Annotated in this window: 17 protein-coding genes and 1 tRNA gene; 9 read left to right on the forward strand and 9 right to left on the reverse strand. The window is 70.0% G+C overall.

The annotated features are described in order from the left end of the window. Positions 1-51 precede the first annotated feature (51 nt). The 6 genes from ngcE (at position 52) to ABT352_RS14295 (ending at position 5,033) form a co-directional block, all read left to right on the forward strand. The gene (gene ngcE, locus ABT352_RS14270) at positions 52-1,503 is read left to right on the forward strand and encodes an N-acetylglucosamine/diacetylchitobiose ABC transporter substrate-binding protein (protein WP_350945234.1); all 1,452 of its coding nucleotides are present in this window, start codon (positions 52-54) and stop codon (positions 1,501-1,503) included. A 6-nt stretch (positions 1,504-1,509) separates the two neighbouring features. Next, positions 1,510-2,421 carry a carbohydrate ABC transporter permease gene (locus ABT352_RS14275; protein WP_350945235.1) on the forward strand — a complete coding sequence of 304 codons (912 nt, stop codon included), beginning with the start codon at positions 1,510-1,512 and terminating at the stop codon, positions 2,419-2,421. After that, positions 2,421-3,338, forward strand: coding sequence for a carbohydrate ABC transporter permease (locus tag ABT352_RS14280; RefSeq protein ID WP_350945236.1), 918 nt, complete (start codon positions 2,421-2,423; stop codon positions 3,336-3,338). Before ABT352_RS14275 ends, ABT352_RS14280 begins: the two co-directional genes overlap by 1 nt. 109 nt (positions 3,339-3,447) lie before the next feature. Then, positions 3,448-4,050 carry a hypothetical protein gene (locus ABT352_RS14285; RefSeq protein WP_350945237.1) on the forward strand — a complete coding sequence of 201 codons (603 nt, stop codon included), beginning with the start codon at positions 3,448-3,450 and terminating at the stop codon, positions 4,048-4,050. Next, on the forward strand, positions 4,037-4,327 hold the full coding sequence (locus tag ABT352_RS14290; RefSeq protein WP_350945238.1) for a 4a-hydroxytetrahydrobiopterin dehydratase: 291 nt from the start codon (positions 4,037-4,039) through the stop codon (positions 4,325-4,327). Before ABT352_RS14285 ends, ABT352_RS14290 begins: the two co-directional genes overlap by 14 nt. 130 nt (positions 4,328-4,457) lie before the next feature. Beyond that, positions 4,458-5,033 (forward strand): superoxide dismutase family protein, encoded by a 576-nt coding sequence (locus ABT352_RS14295; RefSeq protein ID WP_350945239.1) that lies wholly within the window; start codon positions 4,458-4,460, stop codon positions 5,031-5,033. A gap of 33 nt (positions 5,034-5,066) precedes the next feature. Here ABT352_RS14295 and ABT352_RS14300 read toward each other — a convergent pair whose 3' ends face one another. Then, complete coding sequence (locus tag ABT352_RS14300; RefSeq protein WP_350945240.1) at positions 5,067-6,053, reverse strand: pirin family protein; 987 nt, start codon at positions 6,051-6,053, stop codon at positions 5,067-5,069. 48 nt (positions 6,054-6,101) lie between these two features. Further along, complete coding sequence (locus ABT352_RS14305; RefSeq protein ID WP_350945241.1) at positions 6,102-7,586, reverse strand: serine hydrolase; 1,485 nt, start codon at positions 7,584-7,586, stop codon at positions 6,102-6,104. Positions 7,587-7,770: 184 nt separating this feature from the next. Here ABT352_RS14305 and ABT352_RS14310 point away from each other — a divergent pair, with 184 nt between their 5' ends. Beyond that, on the forward strand, positions 7,771-9,606 hold the full coding sequence (locus ABT352_RS14310; protein WP_350945242.1) for a sensor histidine kinase: 1,836 nt from the start codon (positions 7,771-7,773) through the stop codon (positions 9,604-9,606). Between the two features lie 143 nt (positions 9,607-9,749). On the opposite strand, the gene ABT352_RS14315 is transcribed toward ABT352_RS14310, so the two are convergent. Continuing rightward, entirely contained in the window at positions 9,750-10,598 is an 849-nt protein-coding gene (locus ABT352_RS14315; protein WP_350945243.1) for a spermidine synthase, read from the reverse strand. 222 nt (positions 10,599-10,820) lie between these two features. Between ABT352_RS14315 and trhA the strand changes: the two genes are divergently transcribed. Continuing rightward, a complete protein-coding gene (trhA, locus tag ABT352_RS14320) occupies positions 10,821-11,489 on the forward strand; it encodes a PAQR family membrane homeostasis protein TrhA (RefSeq protein WP_350945244.1) in 669 nt (222 codons plus the stop codon). A gap of 237 nt (positions 11,490-11,726) precedes the next feature. Then, complete coding sequence (gene lat / locus ABT352_RS14325) at positions 11,727-13,028, forward strand: L-lysine 6-transaminase (protein WP_350945245.1); 1,302 nt, start codon at positions 11,727-11,729, stop codon at positions 13,026-13,028. A 31-nt stretch (positions 13,029-13,059) separates the two neighbouring features. Here lat and ABT352_RS14330 read toward each other — a convergent pair whose 3' ends face one another. The 6 genes from ABT352_RS14330 to ABT352_RS14355 form a co-directional block, all read right to left on the reverse strand. Then, positions 13,060-13,314: a helix-turn-helix domain-containing protein gene (locus ABT352_RS14330; protein WP_350945246.1), complete on the reverse strand. Its 255-nt coding sequence runs from the start codon at positions 13,312-13,314 to the stop codon at positions 13,060-13,062. A 153-nt stretch (positions 13,315-13,467) separates the two neighbouring features. Beyond that, positions 13,468-13,543 (reverse strand) — tRNA-His (locus ABT352_RS14335). A gap of 76 nt (positions 13,544-13,619) precedes the next feature. Further along, positions 13,620-14,222 (reverse strand): oligoribonuclease, encoded by a 603-nt coding sequence (orn, locus tag ABT352_RS14340; RefSeq protein WP_350945247.1) that lies wholly within the window; start codon positions 14,220-14,222, stop codon positions 13,620-13,622. Positions 14,223-14,244: 22 nt separating this feature from the next. Beyond that, positions 14,245-15,369: a DUF2510 domain-containing protein gene (locus ABT352_RS14345; RefSeq protein ID WP_350945248.1), complete on the reverse strand. Its 1,125-nt coding sequence runs from the start codon at positions 15,367-15,369 to the stop codon at positions 14,245-14,247. A gap of 55 nt (positions 15,370-15,424) precedes the next feature. Further along, on the reverse strand, positions 15,425-16,876 hold the full coding sequence (locus ABT352_RS14350) for a protein kinase family protein (protein WP_350945249.1): 1,452 nt from the start codon (positions 16,874-16,876) through the stop codon (positions 15,425-15,427). 42 nt (positions 16,877-16,918) lie between these two features. Continuing rightward, positions 16,919-18,634, reverse strand: a complete 1,716-nt coding sequence (locus tag ABT352_RS14355; RefSeq protein WP_350945250.1) for a serine/threonine-protein kinase — start codon at positions 18,632-18,634, stop codon at positions 16,919-16,921. Positions 18,635-18,912: the final 278 nt, after the last annotated feature.

Consider the following 18,912-nt stretch of genomic DNA (forward strand, 5'->3'; position numbering starts at 1 on the left):
GGCAAACGTTTAGGAAACTTTCCTAATTGATCCCCCGTGCAGGAGGGTTACATGTCCACATCGGCCAGTACGCCCGGAGATATCACCCGGCGGCAGATGCTCCGCCGGATCGGCATGACCGCTCTGATCGCCGGCCCCGGCGCAGGGATGCTCACCGCCTGCGCCACCGGCGGCGGCCCGGCCCCCGCCGCCTCCGCGGCACCCTCCGCGAGCGGCGCGGTCTCCGCGGCGAACCCGTTCGGCGTCGCCGCCGACGCGCCGCTCGAGGTCGTCATCTTCAAGGGCGGCCTGGGCGACAGCTACGCCACCGAGGTCCACGAGCCGCTGTACAAGAAGGCGTTCCCGCAGGCCCAGATCAAGCACGTCGCCACCCAGCAGATCGCCCAGACCCTGCAGCCGAGGTTCGCCGGCGGCGACGTCCCCGACATGATCGCCAACTCCGGCACCGACCTGATGGACAACGGCGCCCTGCAGCAGGAGGGCCAGCTCCTGGAGCTCACCGAGCTGTGGGACGCCCCCTCCATCGACGACCCGAGCAAGAAGGTGCGCGACATGGTCGCGCCGGGCACCGTCGAGTCCGGCCTCATCGACGGCAAGCCCTACCTGATGAACTACGTCTTCTCCGCGTACGGCCTCTGGTACGACTCCGCGCTGTTCGAGAAGAACGGCTGGACCCCGCCCAAGACCTTCGACGAGTTCAAGACCTTCGCCGAGACGGCGAAGGCGGCGGGGATCACCCCCTTCGCGTACGCGGGCAAGAACGCCTCCTACTACATGTACTGGATGATCCTCATCTCCGCCGCGAAGATCGAGGGCAACCAGATCCTCATCGACGTCGACAACCTCGCCGACGGTGTCTGGCAGCGCGACGCGATGAAGCAGTCCGCCGCAGCCTGGGCCGAGATCGCCAAATACATGGACAAGTCCTTCGAGGGCCTCATCCACACCGAGGTGCAGCTCCGCCAGAACCAGGGCAAGATCGCGCTGTACCCGTCGGGCTCCTGGCTGGAGAACGAGCAGAAGGAACAGACCCCCGACACCTTCAAGTACGCGCTGACGCCCACCCCCAGCGTCACCGCCGCCGACAAGATGCCGTTCGAGGCCATCCGCGCCGCGGCCGGCGAGGCCTACATCGTCCCCGCCAAGGGCAAGAACCCCAAGGGCGGCCTGGAGTATCTGCGCATCATGCTCTCCAAGGAGGGTGCGCGCGGCTTCACCGAGAAGTCGGGCAACATCACCGTCGTGACCGGGGCCGCCGACGGCCTGGAACTGTCACCGGGCAACGCGAGCCTCAGCGCCGCGCAGACCGCCGCCGGCCAGAACATCGTCACCTTCAGCAGCTTCGAGAACTGGTACAAGGAGTTCGAGACCGAGCTGCGCAAGCAGACCAACGCGCTGATGTTCGGCCGCATCTCCGCCGACGAGTTCTGCGAGAAGGTGCAGAAGGCCGCCGACAAGACCAAGGCCGACTCGTCCATCACCAAGCAGGAACGGACGGTGTAGCTCCCGATGCGGCAGGGCAAGTATCCGTTCATCGTCGGCTTTCTCGCCGCGCCGGTCCTCCTCTACGTGGTCTTCGTGATCAGCCCGTACATCCAGGCTTTCCAGATCTCGATGACCAACTGGAAGGGCATCTCGGCGAACCCTCAGTTCATCGGCCTGGAGAACTTCACCAGGCTCTTCGAGGACGAGGTCTTCTGGGCCGCGGTGCGGCACCACGGTGTTCTGCTGCTTGTCATGCCGCTGGTCACGATCGTGATCGCCCTGTTCTTCGCCTTCCTGCTCAACCTGAGCGGCGGGCAGCGGGACGGGCGGATGACCGGGATCTGGGGTTCGAAGGTCTATCGGGTGATCTTCTTCCTGCCCCAGGTCCTGGCCGTCGCCATCGTCGGCGTGCTCTTCCAGGCGATCTACCGCCCGGACGGGACCGGCGTGATCAACGGCCTGCTCGGCAAGGTCGGCATCGAGCCGGTCGGCTGGCTCATCGACCCGGACATCGCCCTGATGTCGATCATCGCGGTGATGGTCTGGCAGGCCGTCGGCTTCTACGTGGTCCTGTTCTCGGCCGGCATGTCCTCCATCCCCAAGGACGTGTTCGAGGCCGCCGCGCTCGACGGCGCGGGCCGGTTCACCCTGTTCTTCAGGATCACGATCCCGCTGCTGTGGGACACCATGCAGGTCGCCTGGGTCTATCTCGGCATCGCCGCGTTCGACGCCTTCGCCCTGGTCCAGGTCCTCTCGGTCGACCGCGGCGGGCCCGACAACTCCACCACGGTGCTCCCGCTGGAGATCTGGCGTACGGCGTTCAACTTCTCCAAGTTCGGCTACGCCTCGGCGATGGGCGTGGCGCTGTTCTTCATGACCATCACGTTCGCCGCCCTCACCCTGCGCGTGACCCGGCGCGAGAGGATCGAGTTCTGATGGCTGCGCCTCCCACGGACACGGCTCGCAAGCCCGACGCCACCCGCCCCGCCGCCCCCGCGCGCGCCGGGCGCCGGGTGAGAAACCCACTCGGGATCTTCGGTGCGCTCTCCCACGTCGCGCTGCTGGTCTGGGCGATCCTGATCGTCGGCCCGATCCTCTGGACGTTCCTGTCCTCCTTCAAGACCAACACCGAGATCTTCGGGGACGCGATCACGCTCCCCGCCACGTTCGGCTGGGACGCCTGGGGGCGGGCCTGGGAGAAGGCCCACATCGGCCAGTACATGCTGAACACCGTCTTCGTGGTGGCGTGCAGCACGGCGGGCACCATGCTGCTCGGCTCGATGGCCGCGTACGTGCTGGCGCGCTACACCTTCCCCGGCAACAGGTTCATCTACTTCCTGTTCGTCTCGGGGATGACCTTCCCGGTCTTCCTCGCGCTGGTCCCGCTCTTCTTCGTGGTGAGAAACCTCGGCCTGATCGACACCCACTTCGGGCTGATCCTCGTCTACATCGCCTACTCGCTGCCGTTCACCGTCTTCTTCCTGTCGGCGTTCTTCAAGACGCTGCCCACCTCGGTGGCCGAGGCGGCGATGATGGACGGCTGCTCGCACACCCGGACGTTCTTCCAGATCATGGTGCCGATGGCGAGGCCGGGGCTGATCAGCATCACGATCTTCAACATCCTGGGCCAGTGGAACCAGTATCTTCTGCCGATCGTGCTGCTGTCGGGCAACGTCGAGGACAAGTGGCTGATCACCCAGGGCGTCGCCAACATCTCCACCAGCGCCGGGTACGAGGCCGACTGGCCGGGGCTGTTCGCCGCGCTGAGCATGGCCATCATCCCCGTCATGATCATTTACATCATCTTCCAGCGCCAGATCCAGTCGGGTCTGACCTCGGGCGCCGTCAAATGACCGGATCCGGTCAAATAAACGGTCTCGGCGAGTAATCCCGGAGGCGTCGTCGGGAGTCGTTCATATTCGGAACGACTCCTGTCCCCTTCTCCCGTGGAGAACCCGACACATGGCCCACCCCGACCAGGATTTCCCCTTCCCCTTCTTCGGCGCGGGGGAGGCGAGTTACTACATGTGGGCCGAGGTGCACGTACGCTTCGCCCGTCAGCCCAGCAGCTCCCAGCGCGCGGTCATCGTCGACACCGTCCCGGCGCCCCTGCGCGGGGCGATCGACTGGTGCGAGGGCCGTCAGCTCATGGTGGCGAGCGGCCTGCTCCTGCACGGCACGGTGGTCCGCACCTACCCCGTCGCCGACGGCGAGTCCGACCGCATCGGCGACGACGGCTGGCTGTACGCCGCCCCCTCCCGGATCGCCGCGTTCAACGCCGACATCGAGCGATGGCTGCTCCGCATCAACCGCGAGTGCCCGATCCTGGCCGCCTACCGCGCCGAGGACCCCGACAGCGGGGGCACCCGCCTGTCGGGCTGGCACGAGTGGAGCCTCGCCGGGCTGCCCGAACTGCTGCCCGAGCTGGAGCCTCTCCTCGACCAGGCCAGCCACGCGACCTCCATGGCCCAGGGCATCATGGCCATGGCCAGACGCGCCGGAAGCCTGCCCAGGCTTGGTGTCCTCGCCGGAGACATGATCTCCTGGGGGGATGAACCTGCTTGACGACTCCACGGTGGACGCTCGGCTGACCGGCCTGCCCGAGTGGCGGCGCGAGGGCGACGAGATCCGCCGCACGATCAACGCCACCGACTTCCCGACCGCGATCCGCATCGTGGACGAGATCGCGGTGGAGGCCGAGAAACTCGACCACCACCCCGACATCGACATCCGCTGGCGCACCCTCCACCTGGCGCTCAGCACACACAGCGCGGGCGGCCTGACGGAACTCGACTTCACCCTGGCCGCCCGCATCGACGAGATCGCCTCGGCCAACGCCTGAACCGCTCCCGCGCCGATCACGTCTCGCGCTTCCCGGCGGCATGGCCGAGAGCGGTCAATACCAAGAGTGATCATATGATTACTCGATATGGTGGGCTCTGCTCTTCTCCAGCCGCTCAAGGAGATCGTGGATGCGCATCATGGGAGTTCTCGCCGCCGTGGCTCTGCTCTGCGCGGGCTGCGGTGATCAGGCCGCCGATCCGGCCGGGCGCGGCCCGGCCGTGGCGTCGGCCACCCCGGGCGCCCGCGAGATGCGTCTCGTCGGGGGCGGCACGTTCACCGATCCGGCGCCGCGCGCCTCCGCCATCGTCTACGACACCCGGCTGGTGCCGCCAGGAGCCTGGGCACAGGTCAACGTGGAGTCCGGGGCGGTGCTCGCCACCGCCACGGTCACCGTGAAGGGCATGCTCCCCGGGCGCACGTACGGGGCGCACCTGCACGTCAACCCGTGCGGCTTCAAACCGGAGGACGCCGGGCCGCACTACCAGCACTCCCACACCCACGCGAGCGCCGAGAACGAGGTCTGGCTCGACTTCACCACCGACGCCCAGGGCGTCGCCACCGGCACCGCCACCCAGGACTGGGCGCTCGTCCCCGGGCGGCTCCCCAGGTCGCTCGTGATCCACGCCGAGCCCACCCGCAGCACGGGTCCTGAGGCCGGCGCGGCCGGTCTTCGCGTCGCCTGCGTCACCCTCGTCGAGCGCTAAGCCCGGCACCGGATGGTCGGTGCCGGACCGCGCTCAGGCGTGGCCGGCGGGGATGGTGCCGAGGCGGCCCGCCTGGTAGTCCTCGAACGCCTTGGCCAGCTCCGCCTGGGTGTTCATCACGAACGGCCCGTAGTGCGCCACCGGCTCGCCGATCGGACGGCCGCCGAGCACGATGACCTCCAGGTTGGGGCTACGGCTCTCCTGCGTACCGGCGGCCGAGAGCGTGATGGACTCGCCGTCGGTGCCCAGCCCGGGCAGGTTGCCGAAGCCGTCGAAGACGGCCAGCTGACCCGACTCGATCGGCTGCCGGTCGCCGCCGACGGTGCCGCGTCCCGACAGGACGTACGCGAGCGCGTTGAAATCCTTGCGCCAGGGGAGCGTCAGCTGGGAACCGGGGCTGAGGGAGGCGTGCAGCAGGGTGATCGGCGTCCGGGTGGAGCCGGGGCCGGTGAACTCGCCGACCTCGCCCGCGATGAGGCGGACCAGCGCTCCGCCGTCGTGGCTGCTGAGAAGGACGACGTTGGTCCTGCCGATGTCCTGATACTTCGGCGCGACCATCTTCTCCTTGCCCGGCAGGTTGACCCAGAGCTGGATCCCGTGGAACAGGCCGCCCTTGGCGACCAGCCACTCCGGGGGAGCCTCCTTGTGCAGGATGCCACCGCCGGCCGTCATCCACTGCGTGTCGCCGTCGGAGATCGTGCCGCCGCCGCCGTGCGAGTCGGCGTGGTCCATCACGCCGTCGATCATGTAGGTGACGGTCTCGAAGCCCCGGTGCGGGTGCCAGGGGGTGCCCTTGGGCTCGCCCGGCGCGTAGTCGACCTCGCCCATCTGGTCCATCATGATGAACGGGTCGAGATACTGGGACTTGATCGTCGCGAGTGCCTTGCGGACCGGGAATCCCTCTCCCTCGAATCCGCTCGGCGCGGTGGTGACGGCCAGCACCTGGCGCTCGCGGGTCGCGTTCAGCGGCTGCGGCAGGCGGGGCAGGGTCAACGGGTTCTCAACGGTCACGGCGGGCATCTTGGATTCCTTCCTGCGATGTTCGCCGGTGACAACTCGGTTGATGTTTCAACTATTCCTTGCCGGGTCGGCCAACGCGAAGCCGCCTCGGCTCAGCGAGATCAGCTCGGGGACCGCGACCCGCTCGTCCAGCGCGCCGGCGGGGTCGCTGGTCAGCGCGGTCACGACATAGGTCCTCCCGTTGGCAGAGCGTGCCAGGTATGACAGGTCGAGGACCCCCGGCTCCGAACCGCCCTTGGCCCAGACCACCGGCCACTTCTTCCTGTCGAGCTTGATCCCGACGTCGTTGGCCGACATCACCGCGCTCACCTGCTTGCCTCCCAGCTTGAGGAGCCCGGCGTAGGCGCGGCAGACGTCGCGGGGCGAGCCGAACCACTCCAGAGTGTCGATCTCCCTGGGCTTCTGCCAGAGCACGATGTCCGACAGCGACTGTCCGGCGACCGTGTCCTTGAGGTAGGTGCGCTTGCCCGCGGTGTCGAGTGCCAGGTAGGCGCGGGCCTGCGCCGGGTGGTTCACGCCCTTGAGCAGGAAGACCTCGCGCGTGGTGAGGAGGGGGATGTTCCGGGTGGCGTGGCTCGACCACTGCCGTACCTTCGCCTCCACCGCCTTGCGGCCGACCGTGTGGATCAGGATGTCGGTGGCGGTGTTGTCGCTGATCGAGATCATCAGCTTGGCGGCCTCCTTCACCGTGGTGGTGCCGCCGTCCGGACGGCCCGTCAGCCCGTCCTCGCCCAGGCTCTTCCACTCGGGCTTGATCGTGAGCTTGGTGTTCCAGCTCAGCTTGCCGTCGCGGACCTTCTCGGCCACGGCGCCCAGCACGTACAGCTTGAAGATCGAGCCCAACGGCCGGACCGTGTCCGGCGCCACGGCGTGCACGACGTCGCACCTGCCCCGAGAGTCGATCTCGGCGGAGAGGAAGCCCACGCGCGGCGCGACCTCGCGGAGCCGGGCGTCGAGCTGCTTCCAGCTTTTGGGAGCGGCGGGTACGGAGGGCTCCGGAGGCGTCAGCCCGAGCAGGTTGATCTTCCCGTCGCCGTCCACGCCGAGCTGCAGGACGAACGCCTGCTCGCCGATCGCCCCGGTCCCGGCCAGCGCGGACGGCGTCTCCCTGGTCAGCTTCTCCAGGCGGAACCCCTTCGACGCCTGCAGGAAGGCGTTGACGCCGTTGACCGTGAGCGACGAGAGGTAGCCGGAGTTGAGATGCTCCCCGAGCTCGCTCTCCGAGAGCGGTGCCCGGTCGGGCGCGCCGAGGAACCAGCGCAACTGCCGGCCGGCGGGGCTGTCGGGGATCTCCGGCTCGGCGAGAACGCCTCCGGCCGTAACCGTTCCCGACGTGGTCGTCTCGGCCGTGACCGCTCCTGACGCGACCGTCCCCGCGGTGGTCACGGAGGTGGCCGCTCCCCCGGTGACCACCTCCGTGACCACCTCCGTGACCGCTGAGGCGGGGACGGCCAGTGGCAGGGCCGTCGCCGGAACGGCCGTGACGGCGACGGCGACGGCGAGCAGGCGCTTCGATCGGAACGGCAACCGCATGAGGTTCTCCTTCTGATGGTCTCCGGCGTTGCGGCCATCTCCCCGATGGCCCTCATCCGAAACTAGAAAGCGCTCCCGGCTCACGACACCCGGTGGTCCTCCGTCTCGCGGGTGCGGCGAACCGCACCGGATGTGCGGACAACCCCCTGGACGGCGGAGCCGGTGGCAGGTCACCCTACGTGCCATGACGTCCACGGCCTCCCACACCGTCCCGGCACCCGCGTCGTCGCCGGGTCCGTCGGCGTTCACCGCCCCGACTCGTGTCCTCGCCACGTCGATGGCCGCGGTGTCGGTGGCCGGGATCGTCGCGGGCGTCCTGCTGACGGGCGGCATGTCCGTGCCGTTCACCGAGTGGTTGTTCCTCGTGGCCTGCGCGGCCCTGCCGTCGGTCGGTCTGCTCATCGCGCTGAGGCGCCCCGACAACCCCTACGGCTGGCTGCTGCTCGCCGCCGCCTGCTGCCTCGGCCTCGGCCTTCTCGGGGTGGGCATGCTGACGACGTACGGGGACGGGAGTGGCCCGCTCGCCGTGGCCGCCGCGCTGCTGACCTCGGCGCTTCCCGTCTTCTACGGTCTGAGCTGGGTTTTCATCCCGATGATCTTCCCCGACGGCAGGTTGCCCTCGTCGCGCTGGCGCCCGGTCGCCTGGATCGCCGCAGTGGCGATCTTCCTGCACTGGCTGGGCATCCTGCTGAGCCCGGACGAGGTCTACGCGCCCCTCGCGTACGGCAACCCGCTGGGGCTCGAAGGCATGGCAGGGCTGCTCGCCGCGCTGGTGGGCGGGTTCGGGCAGCTCGCGGCCTTCCTCGTGTCACTGTCGGTGCTGGTCTCCCTCGTCCTGCGCGCTCGGCGCGGACCCCGCGCCGAGCGCCGCCTTCTCCGCTGGATGGCCCTGGGGGTGGCGGCCGGTCTGAGCGGTTCCGTGCTGACGGTGATCCTCGGGCAGGTCGGGCGGGTCGGGCAGGGAAGCCACGCGCTGAGCTGGCTCGGCGTCGTGACGGCGATGGCGGCCTTGCCCGTGGTGATCACCACGGCTGTGTTCCGCCACAACCTGCTCGACATCCGGGTGGGCATCAGGGGCTCCAGACTCTTCCTGATCTTCGATCTCAGGCCCACGGTGGACGAACTCCTGACGGAGCTCGGGCCTGGCCTGGAGGAGGTGGAGCCCGTGGAGCAGCTGGGAAGGCTGGCGGAGGCCGTACGGGCGGGCCTGGAGACGCGCTGGGCCGCCGTGACGCTCGCGGACGGCACACGGGTGGTGGCGGGCAGGGAGGACGGCGAGGCCGTGCTCACCGTCCCGGCGGGGCTGGGGAACATCGCCTGCGGGCCCAAGGTCGTGGGGCGCCTCAACGCCGAGGACCGCAGGCTGCTCGGCTCGCTCGCGGTGCCGATCGGGCTGGCGATCCAGAGCGCGGGCCTGGCGGCACGCCTGGTCAACGCCCAGGAGGCCGAGCGGCGGCGGATCGAGCGCAACATCCACGACGGGGCACAGCAGCAACTCGTCGCGCTGATCGCGGGGCTGGAGCTGGCCCGCGCCACCGGCGGCGGCCCCGACAGCTTGACGCTCCTGCGCGAGCAGGCTCGCCAGACCCTCGCCGACCTGCGGGAACTGGCGGCGGGCATCCACCCGTCCGTGCTCAGCCAGGGCGGTCTGGCCGAGGCGGTCGAGGAACGCTGTTCGCGGCTGCCGGTGGCCACGACCGTGACGGTCGATCCCGCGCTTCGCTCGCGGCGCTTTCCCGACGAGATCGAGGGAGCCGTGTACTTCACGGTCAGCGAGGCCATCGCCAACGCGCTCAAGCACGCCGGCGCCTCCAGGATCGAGGCGCGGCTGGCCTGGTCGGGCGGGCGCCTGCGGGTCGCGGTCTCCGACGACGGCAGGGGTTTCGAGCGGGACGGGTCCGGCCACGGGGGCCTGGGCGCGCTCGCCGACCGGATGGCCGCGCTCGGCGGCGGCCTCGACGTCTCCTCGACGCCCGGCGAGGGCACCCTGGTCAGCGCCTGGGTTCCCGTCCCGGACTGAGGCGCGGAACGGGGGGCAGGGGCGACGCGTTCGGCCCGTGCGTCGGGCTGACGGGCTGGAGTGACGGGCTGGGGTGGCAGGCCGGACGGACAGCCGGACCGGTGTGCCGGAGGGAGAGGGGCGGAACAGGCCGGGAGGCCGGGTCAGCCGAAGACCGCGGGCGGGGGGACGGGGATGACCACGGCGTCGCCGTCGTGCAGGGGCCGGGCTCCGGCGATGAAGTTGACGATGTCGTCGCCGTACACGCAGCGGGCCTGGGTGAGGCCGCCCGCGGCCCTGCGGGTGAGACCCGAGACGGGCAGGGGCAGGCGGGAGGCGGCGACGATGAGGTTGCCGAAGCGCCGTCCCCGCATGACGCCGGGTTCGGCGAGCAGTACGACCTGGGGGAAGGTGCCGCGGACGGTGGCGAGCACCCGGCGGACGAAGGCGAGTCCCTTGCCGTCCGCGACGTTGATCAGCACGGTGCCGTCCGTGCGCAGGACGCGGGCGACGTCGCCCATGTACTCGGAGGTGGCGAGCTCGATCGGCATCGTGGCGCCGCTGAAGGCGTCCAGCACGAGCAGGTCGGCGGAGGCGTCGCCGAGTCCGGCGGTGGCGGTGCGGCCGTCGAGGATCCTGACCTTGAGCCGGGGCACCGACTTCAGCCGGAGCTGGTCCCTGACGAGCTGGACGAGCCCTTCGTCCGGCTCGGCGACGATCTGCCGGGACCCCGGGCGGGTCGCCGCGACGTAGCGGGGCAGGGTGCAGGCGCAGCCGCCCACGTGCACGGCGTCCAGCGGACCCTCGCGGAGGAGGTCGACGACGTCGGCCATCAGCCGGACGTACTCGAAGTCGAGGTAGGTGGCGTCGTCGAGGTCGACGTACGACTGCGGCACACCGTCCTTGGAGACCACCCAGCCGGAGGGCCTGTCGAGGTCCTGCAGGAGATCGACCTCGCCGAAGGTCACCGGATACCGTCCCGGCATCGGCTCCCGCGCTTCCCGCCTGCCCATCGGTGCGGTCCTCTTTTCCCTGATGCGAATCCGTGGGTTCCTGATGCGAACCCGAGGGGAAACCATATGCGCAGTGGCGACCGGTCGGCGTCCGGGTGGGGCGGATCACCGTCTGCACGGTCCGGCGTGCGGCGCCTTGTTCTGGCCGAGGCTCTCGCCGAGTCGACGCCGTGTAGGACGGATCACAACCTACGAACGCGTAACTTACGCTACCGTAGGTTCATGGCCACGTCCCTCACGGAAACGCTCACAGAGTCCGTCAAGCCGCGCCTGCGCGGCTGGTTGCACGCCGGGACGCTGCCCGTGGCGCTCGTCGCGGGCTTCGTCCTCGTCGCGCTGGGCCCCACCCTGGAGGCGAGGCTCGCCGCCGTCGTCTACGCGATCACCTCCGGCCTGCTCTTCGGCATCTCGGCCACCTATCACCGGGGGAAGCTCTCCCCGGGCCTGGAGGAGGTGCTGCGGCGCCTCGACCACGCCAACATCTACCTGATCATCGCGGGCACCTACACCCCGTTCGCGCTGCTCGCCCTGGACGGTGTGGCGGGCGCGGTGGTGCTCGGCGTGATCTGGACCGGCGCGATCGCCGGGGTCCTCTTCCGGGTGCTGTGGACCGGCGCTCCCCGGTGGCTCTCGACCGCGCTCTACATCGGCCTCGGCTGGACGGCCGTCTTCGTGCTGCCCCAGCTCGTGGAGGGTGCGGGGACGGTCGCGGTGGCCCTGCTCTTTCTGGGCGGGGTGCTCTACACGGCGGGCGGGATCGTGTACGGCATGCGCAGGCCCGACCCCTCTCCCGGCTGGTTCGGCTTCCACGAGGTCTTCCACGCCTTCACCGTCGCCGCCTACCTGGCGCAGTACGTGGCGGTCTCGCTGGTGGTCTACGCGGCGACGTGATCCTTCCCACTGCCTTGTCGCACGACAGGCCGATTTGACCGGCTGATGGTCTCGGCGGGGGCGGGCTCGGGGAAGGAGAACGGTCATGCGGGAAGGCCGGGCCGCGCGGTCCGATATTCACGCCCAGACCACGCGTATGCAAGAAAATCTTCACAAGAACCGGCCTTGACGCGTAATGTCTCCGTGTAGATGTGCGAACAGCGGGGGATCATCTTCTCGGATCACCGTGGAGGGGACATGGACGTTCATGGCCGTCTCGCCCGTCACCTGCTCGTCGACGGCTATCGGCTCGTACTGGACCTGGAACGGAGCCGGGGGTCCCGGCTCGTCGACGCCGGCTCCGGCCGGAGCTACCTCGACTTCTACTCCTTCTTCGCCTCGGCCCCGCTCGGGGTGAACCCGTTCGACGACGATCCGGAGTTTCTGGCTCTGCTCGGCAGGGTCGCCGCGAACAAGCCCGCCAACTCCGACCTCTACACCGCCCACCTCGCCGACTTCGCCGAGACGTTCGCCCGGGTGCTCGGTGATCCCGAACTGCCGCACCTGTTCTTCGTGGAAGGCGGCGCCCTCGCCGTGGAGAACGCGCTCAAGTGCGCCTTCGACTGGAAGAGCCGCCTCAACAGTTCGCGGGGACACTCGCCGGAACTCGGCACCAAGGTCCTCCACCTCACCCGGGCCTTCCACGGGCGCAGCGGCTACACCCTCTCGCTGACGAACACCGACCCGATCAAGACCGACCGCTTCCCGAAGTTCGACTGGCCCAGGATCGAGGTGCCCGCGATCCACCTCGGCGACGTCGAGGCGGCCGAGGAACGGTCCCTGGCCGCGGCGCGGGCGGCCTTCGAACGCCACCCCCACGACATCGCCTGCTTCATCGCCGAGCCCATCCAGGGAGAGGGCGGCGACAACCACATGCGGGCGGAGTTCCTGCTCGCCATGGAACGGCTCTGCCACGAGCACGACGCCCTCTTCGTCCTGGACGAGGTGCAGACCGGCGCGGGGACCACCGGGACCCCCTGGGCGTACCAGCAGCTGGGCCTGCGTCCCGACGTCGTGGCCTTCGCCAAGAAGGTCCAGGTGGGCGGGATCATGGCGGGCCGCAGGGTCGACACGGTGCCGGGCAACGTGTTCCAGGTCAGCGGCAGGATCAACTCCACCTGGGGCGGTGGGCTGGTCGACATGGTCCGCTCCCGCCGGATACTGGAGATCGTGGAGCGTGACGGCCTGATCCCGCGTGCGGGAAGGCTCGGCGCCGAGCTCCTCGCGGGGTTGCTGGAGATCCAGGAGCGCTTCCCCGACCTGGCGGAGAACGCGCGTGGACGCGGCCTGATGTGCGCCTTCGACCTGCCGGACCCCGTGGAACGCGATCTCCTGGTGGCCCGCCTGCGGGAGGAGGAGGGCGTGCTCGTCCTGCCCTGCGGGGAGCGGTCGGTACGGTTGCGTCCGGCGCTCTCGATCACCTCGGCGGAGCTGGGGGAGGGCACGTCCGCCATCGCCCGGGCCCTGGAGGCGTCCCGCTGCCTGCGGCTCACCGCCTAGCACGGACCTGACGGTCCCGGGCCGGCGGGCGCTAGTGGCGCTGCGGCTCCTCGTGCGCGGCCCGTTCCAGCCACAGGTCGATCGCGGTGACCCGCGAGTCGACGCCGAGCTTGGCGTATATCCGGTTCACGTGGTTCTTCACGGTCTTCTCGCTCAGGAACAGGTGCTGGGCGATCTGCCCGTTGGAGCGCCCCATCGCGATCAATTCCATGACCTCGGTCTCACGCCTGCTCAGATCCGTAACGGCTCTGGGCTCCGCGTCGAACGGGGCATCGTCGACTCTCATCCGGCCTCCGTGGCTGAAACACGGTCAGGTCGCCGAAACCCCCGGTCCTAACGGCGTTGCGATAGCAGCGAGCATAACCTGCAATATCCACTTTTGGTGGGTAATAGTGCCGGAAATGCGGAACGGCCGGTCCTTAAGGACCGGCCGTTCCAGTGGGGTGAGCGAGGGGACTTGAACCCCCGACATCTAGGACCACAACCTAGCGCTCTGCCAACTGAGCTACGCCCACCATCGCCGCCGCAGCAGCACATGAAAAGTGTAGCGGTCTTTGGGAGTCGTTTCGTACCGGGTTTCTCGTGAAACGTTCAAGGCCGACGCGTGGACACGCTCTCGGCCAACTCCCTCGCGGTGGCGGAATCGGGGCCAGGCTGGGACACGAAGACCGCCGCGCGGTAGTAACGCAGCTCCCGGATGCTCTCGACGATGTCGGCGAGCGCCCGGTGGCCGCCCTGCTTCTCCGGCGAGGCGAAGTAGACCCGGGGGTACCAGCGGCGGGCCAGCTCCTTCACCGAGGAGACGTCGATCATCCGGTAGTGCAGGAACCCGTCCACGGCGGGCATGTCGCGGGCGAGGAAGGAACGGTCCGTGGAGATGGAGTTGCCGCACAGCGGGGCCTTCTTCGGCTCCCGGATGTGGCCCCTGATGTATTCGAGCACCATGGACTCGGCCTCGGCCAGCGTGACGCCGCCCTCCAGCGCCTCCAGCAGGCCGGAGGCGGTGTGCATCTCCCGCACCACCTCCGACATCTGCTCAAGGGACTCGGGCGGGGGTTTGATGACCACGTCCACCCCCTCGTCAAGCTGGTTCAGCTCGCCGTCGGTGACCACGCAGGCCACCTCGACAAGCGCGTCACGGCCAAGGTCGAGCCCGGTCATCTCACAGTCGATCCAGACCAGCAGGTCACTCATAGCCCTCAGGGTAGTACTCACTTCAGGGCAGCTTGAATGACTTGATCACCTTGTCTACTGCAGATATGTCTAGATTGTCCGGTATGGAGACGTAGGCCAGCGCCGGACGGGTGTTCTCGCCACGGTCAACGATCAAGAACGCGGCCCGCTCCCGCTTCCACTTCCAGCCGTTGACCTCGGACTGCTCGGAGAAGTCCAGGTCGAAGACGAGCAGCCAGGCGTCCTTGCCGCTCACCTTGACGGCCTTGTCCTCGACGATGTTCCGCTTGTGCGGAGGGCTGTAGAAGGCGGGCTCCACGACCTGCAGCAGGGTCGCGGCGGCCGAACGCAGGCTGCCGACGCCCTGGTAGCCGTACTGGTCGGGAAGCTCGCCGGTGAGCACGTTGCCGAGCCAGTCGCCGCCCCTGCCGTCGAAGTTCTCCTGGGCGACGGCGATGGCCGCGCTGTTCCAGACGAAACCGAGCCCGCCGCCGACGGTGGGAGGCACCTCCCAGGGCCCCTCGGGCATCTCGAACGACAGGCCGGTCACCGGGTCCGTGACGCGCCCGTCCACCGCCTGGGGCGGCGCGCTTCCCGAGGGCGCGGGCGTCGCCTCGGGAGTCGGCTCGGTGGGCTCCAGGCTCGCCGTGGGGGGTGGTGTCCGGGGCGCGGGAGACCTGCCCGCGGTGTTCGTGCCGTCGGGGTTCATCAGGTACATCGCGGCGACCACGATCACGATCACGAGGATCAGCGCGCCTCCGCCTCCCAGGATCCACGGGAGAGGGCTGCTCTTGCGCGGCGGAGGCCCGGACGGGTAGCCGCCGTGCGGCGGCATGGGCATCTGCGCCGTGTCGCCGTTCGGCGGCCCGCCGCCCCACAGTGGCTGTCCCGTGCCCGCCGCCCCGGGGCCGGCCTGCTGGGTCCACTGGCCGGTGGGACCACCCCCGTGCGCCCCTTCCCGCGCGGGAGGCGGGCCCGCCTGCCGGGAGTCGGGTCCCGCCGGGTGCTGCTGGAGGGAGGGGCCGGTCCGCGGCCCCTCGGCCGTGCCCTGTCCGGCGGGAGCGTCCGCCTGGTGGGTGGCGTCGGTCCACTGGTTGCCGTCCCACCACCGCAACAACGGTGAGCCGTAGGGATCGGGGTACCAGCCGGAGGGGGTCTGCGTGGTCATGGCCGCCAGAGTAGTAAGAACGGCTTTGTGTCGCATTGTGGACCTTGGTGATCAATCATGAACATTTGTAGGCGAAGGTAGCCTTGTCCTGGATCTTCTTCCCCTCGGGTACCGGGGAGAGCAGCACCAGGGTGGCGGTTCCCTTGAAACTTCCCTCACCCTTGACCGTCCACTCCAGGCTCACCTCGTGCGAGGTCGTCCCGGACGGGATCTGGTCGGTCTGCGCGATCGGCTTCTTACGATCGCTCCGCTTCCACTGGTAGCGCACCTCGCCGCCCGCGCCGTTGGTGGACAGCACGCCGGTGATCTTTACCGTGGTGTCGCACCCCTGCGTCTTCTTCGGGGCGCTGACGTCCACCTTCGTCACCTCCAAAGGCGTCGCCGAACCCCGGAACAGCCAGAGTGCCAGCGCGCCCACGACCATCAGCGCGAGGATCACCGAGGCGAGGATCGTACGGCCGCGTCTGCGACGCGCACGGGGGGCCGCACCCGCGTCGAGCCTGCCGGAGGGCGGTTCGGTCTGCTGCTGGTCCCTTCCGGCCCGCCAGAGCTGGGCTGCCGTGGTCTCGGAGGGCACCCCGGGACCGAACCTCATGACCACCTCCTCGGCCCCCCGCCGGTCGCCCCCGGGGGCCCACTCGCCGGTCTCCTGGGCGCGCGGCTCATCGGCCCTCGGGACGTGCAGCAGGGTCGCGATCTCCCCCTCGTCCGGGGCCGGTCGTACGGGGGCCGCGGGACCGCCCGGAGCGGGTGCCTCGTGCGCCGGCCACAGGTGCAGGGTCTCCACGAGCCTGTCACGGGTGGTGAACCCGGACGGCAGCACGTCGCGCCCGGCGAGCAGCGCGTCCCGCGCGGGGGCGAGCCCCCTGGTGGAGGCCGTGGCCGCCGCCCTCTCCAGCAGGGCCGCGGCACCGCGATCGGCCGAGGCCCAGGTCGCGGCGAGCCCTCGGGCGAGCGACGCCCAGGCCGCCACGTCACGTTCCGGTGCGGAGGGGCGGCCGAGAAGGGCGTCGGCCAGCCCTCGCCCGGTGAGCAGCGCCGACCCGTCCGAGGCGATCACCACGGTGCCCGGGTGAACCTGTCCGTGGGCGAGCCCGGCGGCGTGCACGGCCAGCAGCGTCTGCGCGGTCTCCACCAGGACGGTGGCCGCGCTGCCCGCGTCGGGCCGGGACGATCCGGGCGAGAAGGCCGGCCCGGCAGAGAGCAGGTCGCCCACCGTCGGATCGACCGGTTTCGAGGTGATCAGCCAGACCTCGTCCCTCGCCGTGATGAGGTCGGCGACCGGGACCAGCCCGGTCACGCCGCCTCGCGCGAGCCCGCGATCGGCGAGCACGGCCGCGACCAGCCGCTCGCGCGCCGCGGGATCGGCGACCAGCCGCGGGTCGAATCTGAGCGCGCCGGCCGGTCGTCCGTCGGGCGCGACGGCCGACGACCAGACTCCCAGGTCGTCCGCCCGGGTACGGCCGGTCAGCCGGAACCCGGCGATGTCTCCGCGATCGGTGCTCATGGGGTGATATTCATGATCGCGATCGTTCCCCTGTCTACCGGTCTACCGGCGTCTCCGGTGCCGTCCTGCCATGCCGCGCTTGACGGCCAGTGTGAACGGTACGACACCGCTCGTCACCAGGCCCAGTGCGAGGAACGCCGCGGGGGCCGTCTCGACCGGCGGCAAAGGCGAGCTGGAGAGGGTGGGAGGCGGCTCGGTGCCCGGTGAGGAGGGGTCCGTGCGGGTGGGAGTGGGCTCCGGGGGCGGTCCCGACGGCGTTCGCGTAGGGGATGTCCGGGTCGGCTGGGCCGTGGGCTGGGTGGGGGCGGTCGTCGGCCGGGTCGGGGTGGCCGACGGCGGCGCGGTGGTGGGCCGGTCCGGGTCGCGGGGGCCGCCGTCCAGGGTGGTGCTCTCCTCCGGGGTGGGCTCCGTGGACGGCCGCCGCGTCGGGGTCCTCGTCGGCCGGGTGGTGGGCCTCGTGGTGGGCCTCGCCGACGCTGTGGGCGTCGCGGCCGCCGACGTCGCGGTGGGTGCCACGGGCGGAGGACCGGAGGTGGTCGTGGTGCTCGGCGTCGGCGTCGGCGTCGGGGTGGGGGTGCCCGCGGACGGAGAATCCTCCACAGGCTCGTCGAGCTCGTCGGGGTCGTCCTCGGGGGCGAGCGTCTCCAGCGGGTCGGAGGGGGAGGGGCTGTGCGAGGTGACGGCACCCTGCGACTGGATCTCCGTGGGGTCGCCGGAGCCGACCAGCACCGCGGTCAGCCCGCCGATCACCGCGATGCAGCCGACACCGACGAGGATCTTGATGCCCAGCCTGCCGACCGAAGAGGTTCTCGTCCCGTCGAGGTCGCCGCCGTCGAGCTCGGTCATGGCCAGCGAGGTGTCGGCCCCGGGAACGGGCGCCTCCATCGGGAACATCCCGGCGAGCAGTCCGGCGACCGCGGCCAGGCGACGCCGGCCGCGGTCCTGCCAGTCGGGGCCGTAGGCGTCGGCGGCCACCGCTTCGAGTTCGGTGAGGAACGCGCTCGCGGTCGGCGGCCGGTCGGCGGGGTGCTTGGCCAGGCCGCGTTCGACCAGTCCCTGCAGGGCGGAGGGCACCTCCTCGACCGGCGGCGGCATGATCTGGTGCTGGCGGGCCAGCGCGGCGACGTTCGTGGCGCGGAAGGGCCGGGTGCCGGTCAGGCATTCGAAGAACACGACGGTGGCGGCGTAGACGTCGGTGGCGGGTCCCGCGGGCCCGCCCACCCACTGCTCGGGGGCCATGTAGGGCGGCGTGCCCGCCGGGAGGTCGCCGTCGCCGGAACGGACCGCGATGCCGAAGTCGACGAGCTTGCTCCTCCCGTCGGCCTCCACCATCACGTTCTCCGGCTTGAAGTCGCGATGTACCACGCCCGCCGAGTGCGCGGAGGCGAGCCCCAGGAGCGAGCCCTTGAGCACGAGCAGCGCCGCCTCGGGACCGGTCGGCCCCTCGGAGCGCAGCAGCGCGCGCAGGGGGACGCCGTTGATCAGCTCCATGACGATGGCCGCGCCGTCGCCGGTTTCCACGTAGTCGTACAGCCGGACGGAGTGCGGGCTGCTCAGGGCGTTGAGCAGCCTCGCCTCGTGCCGGAAGCGCGCCACGAACCCGACGTCGCTCCTGAGCTCGTCGGACAGATACTTGATCGCGACCATGATGTCGTCGGCGTCGTGCCGAGCCATCACCACACGCCCGGCCGCACCGGCGCCCAACTCGCGGATCTCGGTGTATCCGGGGACTCGCCAGGCCGATGGCGTGCCGTACATAACGGTCTCCTCAGTTGTCTGGGCCCCCACCCATAACAGACGAACCGCAGCTTAGCGATAGATAACGGCATTCCGCTCATTAACCGGGGATCAGTCTCACAGAGTGGAGCTGATCAGTGATTATCCACCGTGGCCGGCCCGGACGGGCGGCTTTCGCGACAGGACCGAAATCCCGATCAATCCTCGGTTTCGGCGCTACGTCGCGGTTCGCCGGCGGCCTCACGACGGCCCGCCGGGCACCGGCGACCGGCTCCTCCGCCGACGCGGTGGAGGAGCCG

It is taken from the genome of Streptosporangium sp. NPDC000563 (assembly GCF_040299985.1).
In the GTDB taxonomy this organism is placed as follows: Bacteria; Actinomycetota; Actinomycetes; order Streptosporangiales; family Streptosporangiaceae; genus Streptosporangium.

Bases quoted from the DNA above. Each gene is read 5' to 3' on its own strand.
- ngcE (WP_350945234.1), top strand. From the start codon at position 52: ATGTCCACATCGGCCAGTACGCCCGGAGATATCACCCGGCGGCAGATG.
- ABT352_RS14275 (WP_350945235.1), top strand. From the start codon at position 1,510: ATGCGGCAGGGCAAGTATCCGTTCATCGTCGGCTTTCTCGCCGCGCCG.
- ABT352_RS14280 (WP_350945236.1), top strand. From the start codon at position 2,421: ATGGCTGCGCCTCCCACGGACACGGCTCGCAAGCCCGACGCCACCCGC.
- ABT352_RS14285 (WP_350945237.1), top strand. From the start codon at position 3,448: ATGGCCCACCCCGACCAGGATTTCCCCTTCCCCTTCTTCGGCGCGGGG.
- ABT352_RS14290 (WP_350945238.1), top strand. From the start codon at position 4,037: ATGAACCTGCTTGACGACTCCACGGTGGACGCTCGGCTGACCGGCCTG.
- ABT352_RS14295 (WP_350945239.1), top strand. From the start codon at position 4,458: ATGCGCATCATGGGAGTTCTCGCCGCCGTGGCTCTGCTCTGCGCGGGC.
- ABT352_RS14300 (WP_350945240.1), bottom strand. From the start codon at position 6,053: ATGCCCGCCGTGACCGTTGAGAACCCGTTGACCCTGCCCCGCCTGCCG.
- ABT352_RS14305 (WP_350945241.1), bottom strand. From the start codon at position 7,586: ATGCGGTTGCCGTTCCGATCGAAGCGCCTGCTCGCCGTCGCCGTCGCC.
- ABT352_RS14310 (WP_350945242.1), top strand. From the start codon at position 7,771: ATGACGTCCACGGCCTCCCACACCGTCCCGGCACCCGCGTCGTCGCCG.
- ABT352_RS14315 (WP_350945243.1), bottom strand. From the start codon at position 10,598: ATGGGCAGGCGGGAAGCGCGGGAGCCGATGCCGGGACGGTATCCGGTG.
- trhA (WP_350945244.1), top strand. From the start codon at position 10,821: ATGGCCACGTCCCTCACGGAAACGCTCACAGAGTCCGTCAAGCCGCGC.
- lat (WP_350945245.1), top strand. From the start codon at position 11,727: ATGGACGTTCATGGCCGTCTCGCCCGTCACCTGCTCGTCGACGGCTAT.
- ABT352_RS14330 (WP_350945246.1), bottom strand. From the start codon at position 13,314: ATGAGAGTCGACGATGCCCCGTTCGACGCGGAGCCCAGAGCCGTTACG.
- orn (WP_350945247.1), bottom strand. From the start codon at position 14,222: ATGAGTGACCTGCTGGTCTGGATCGACTGTGAGATGACCGGGCTCGAC.
- ABT352_RS14345 (WP_350945248.1), bottom strand. From the start codon at position 15,369: ATGACCACGCAGACCCCCTCCGGCTGGTACCCCGATCCCTACGGCTCA.
- ABT352_RS14350 (WP_350945249.1), bottom strand. From the start codon at position 16,876: ATGAGCACCGATCGCGGAGACATCGCCGGGTTCCGGCTGACCGGCCGT.
- ABT352_RS14355 (WP_350945250.1), bottom strand. From the start codon at position 18,634: ATGTACGGCACGCCATCGGCCTGGCGAGTCCCCGGATACACCGAGATC.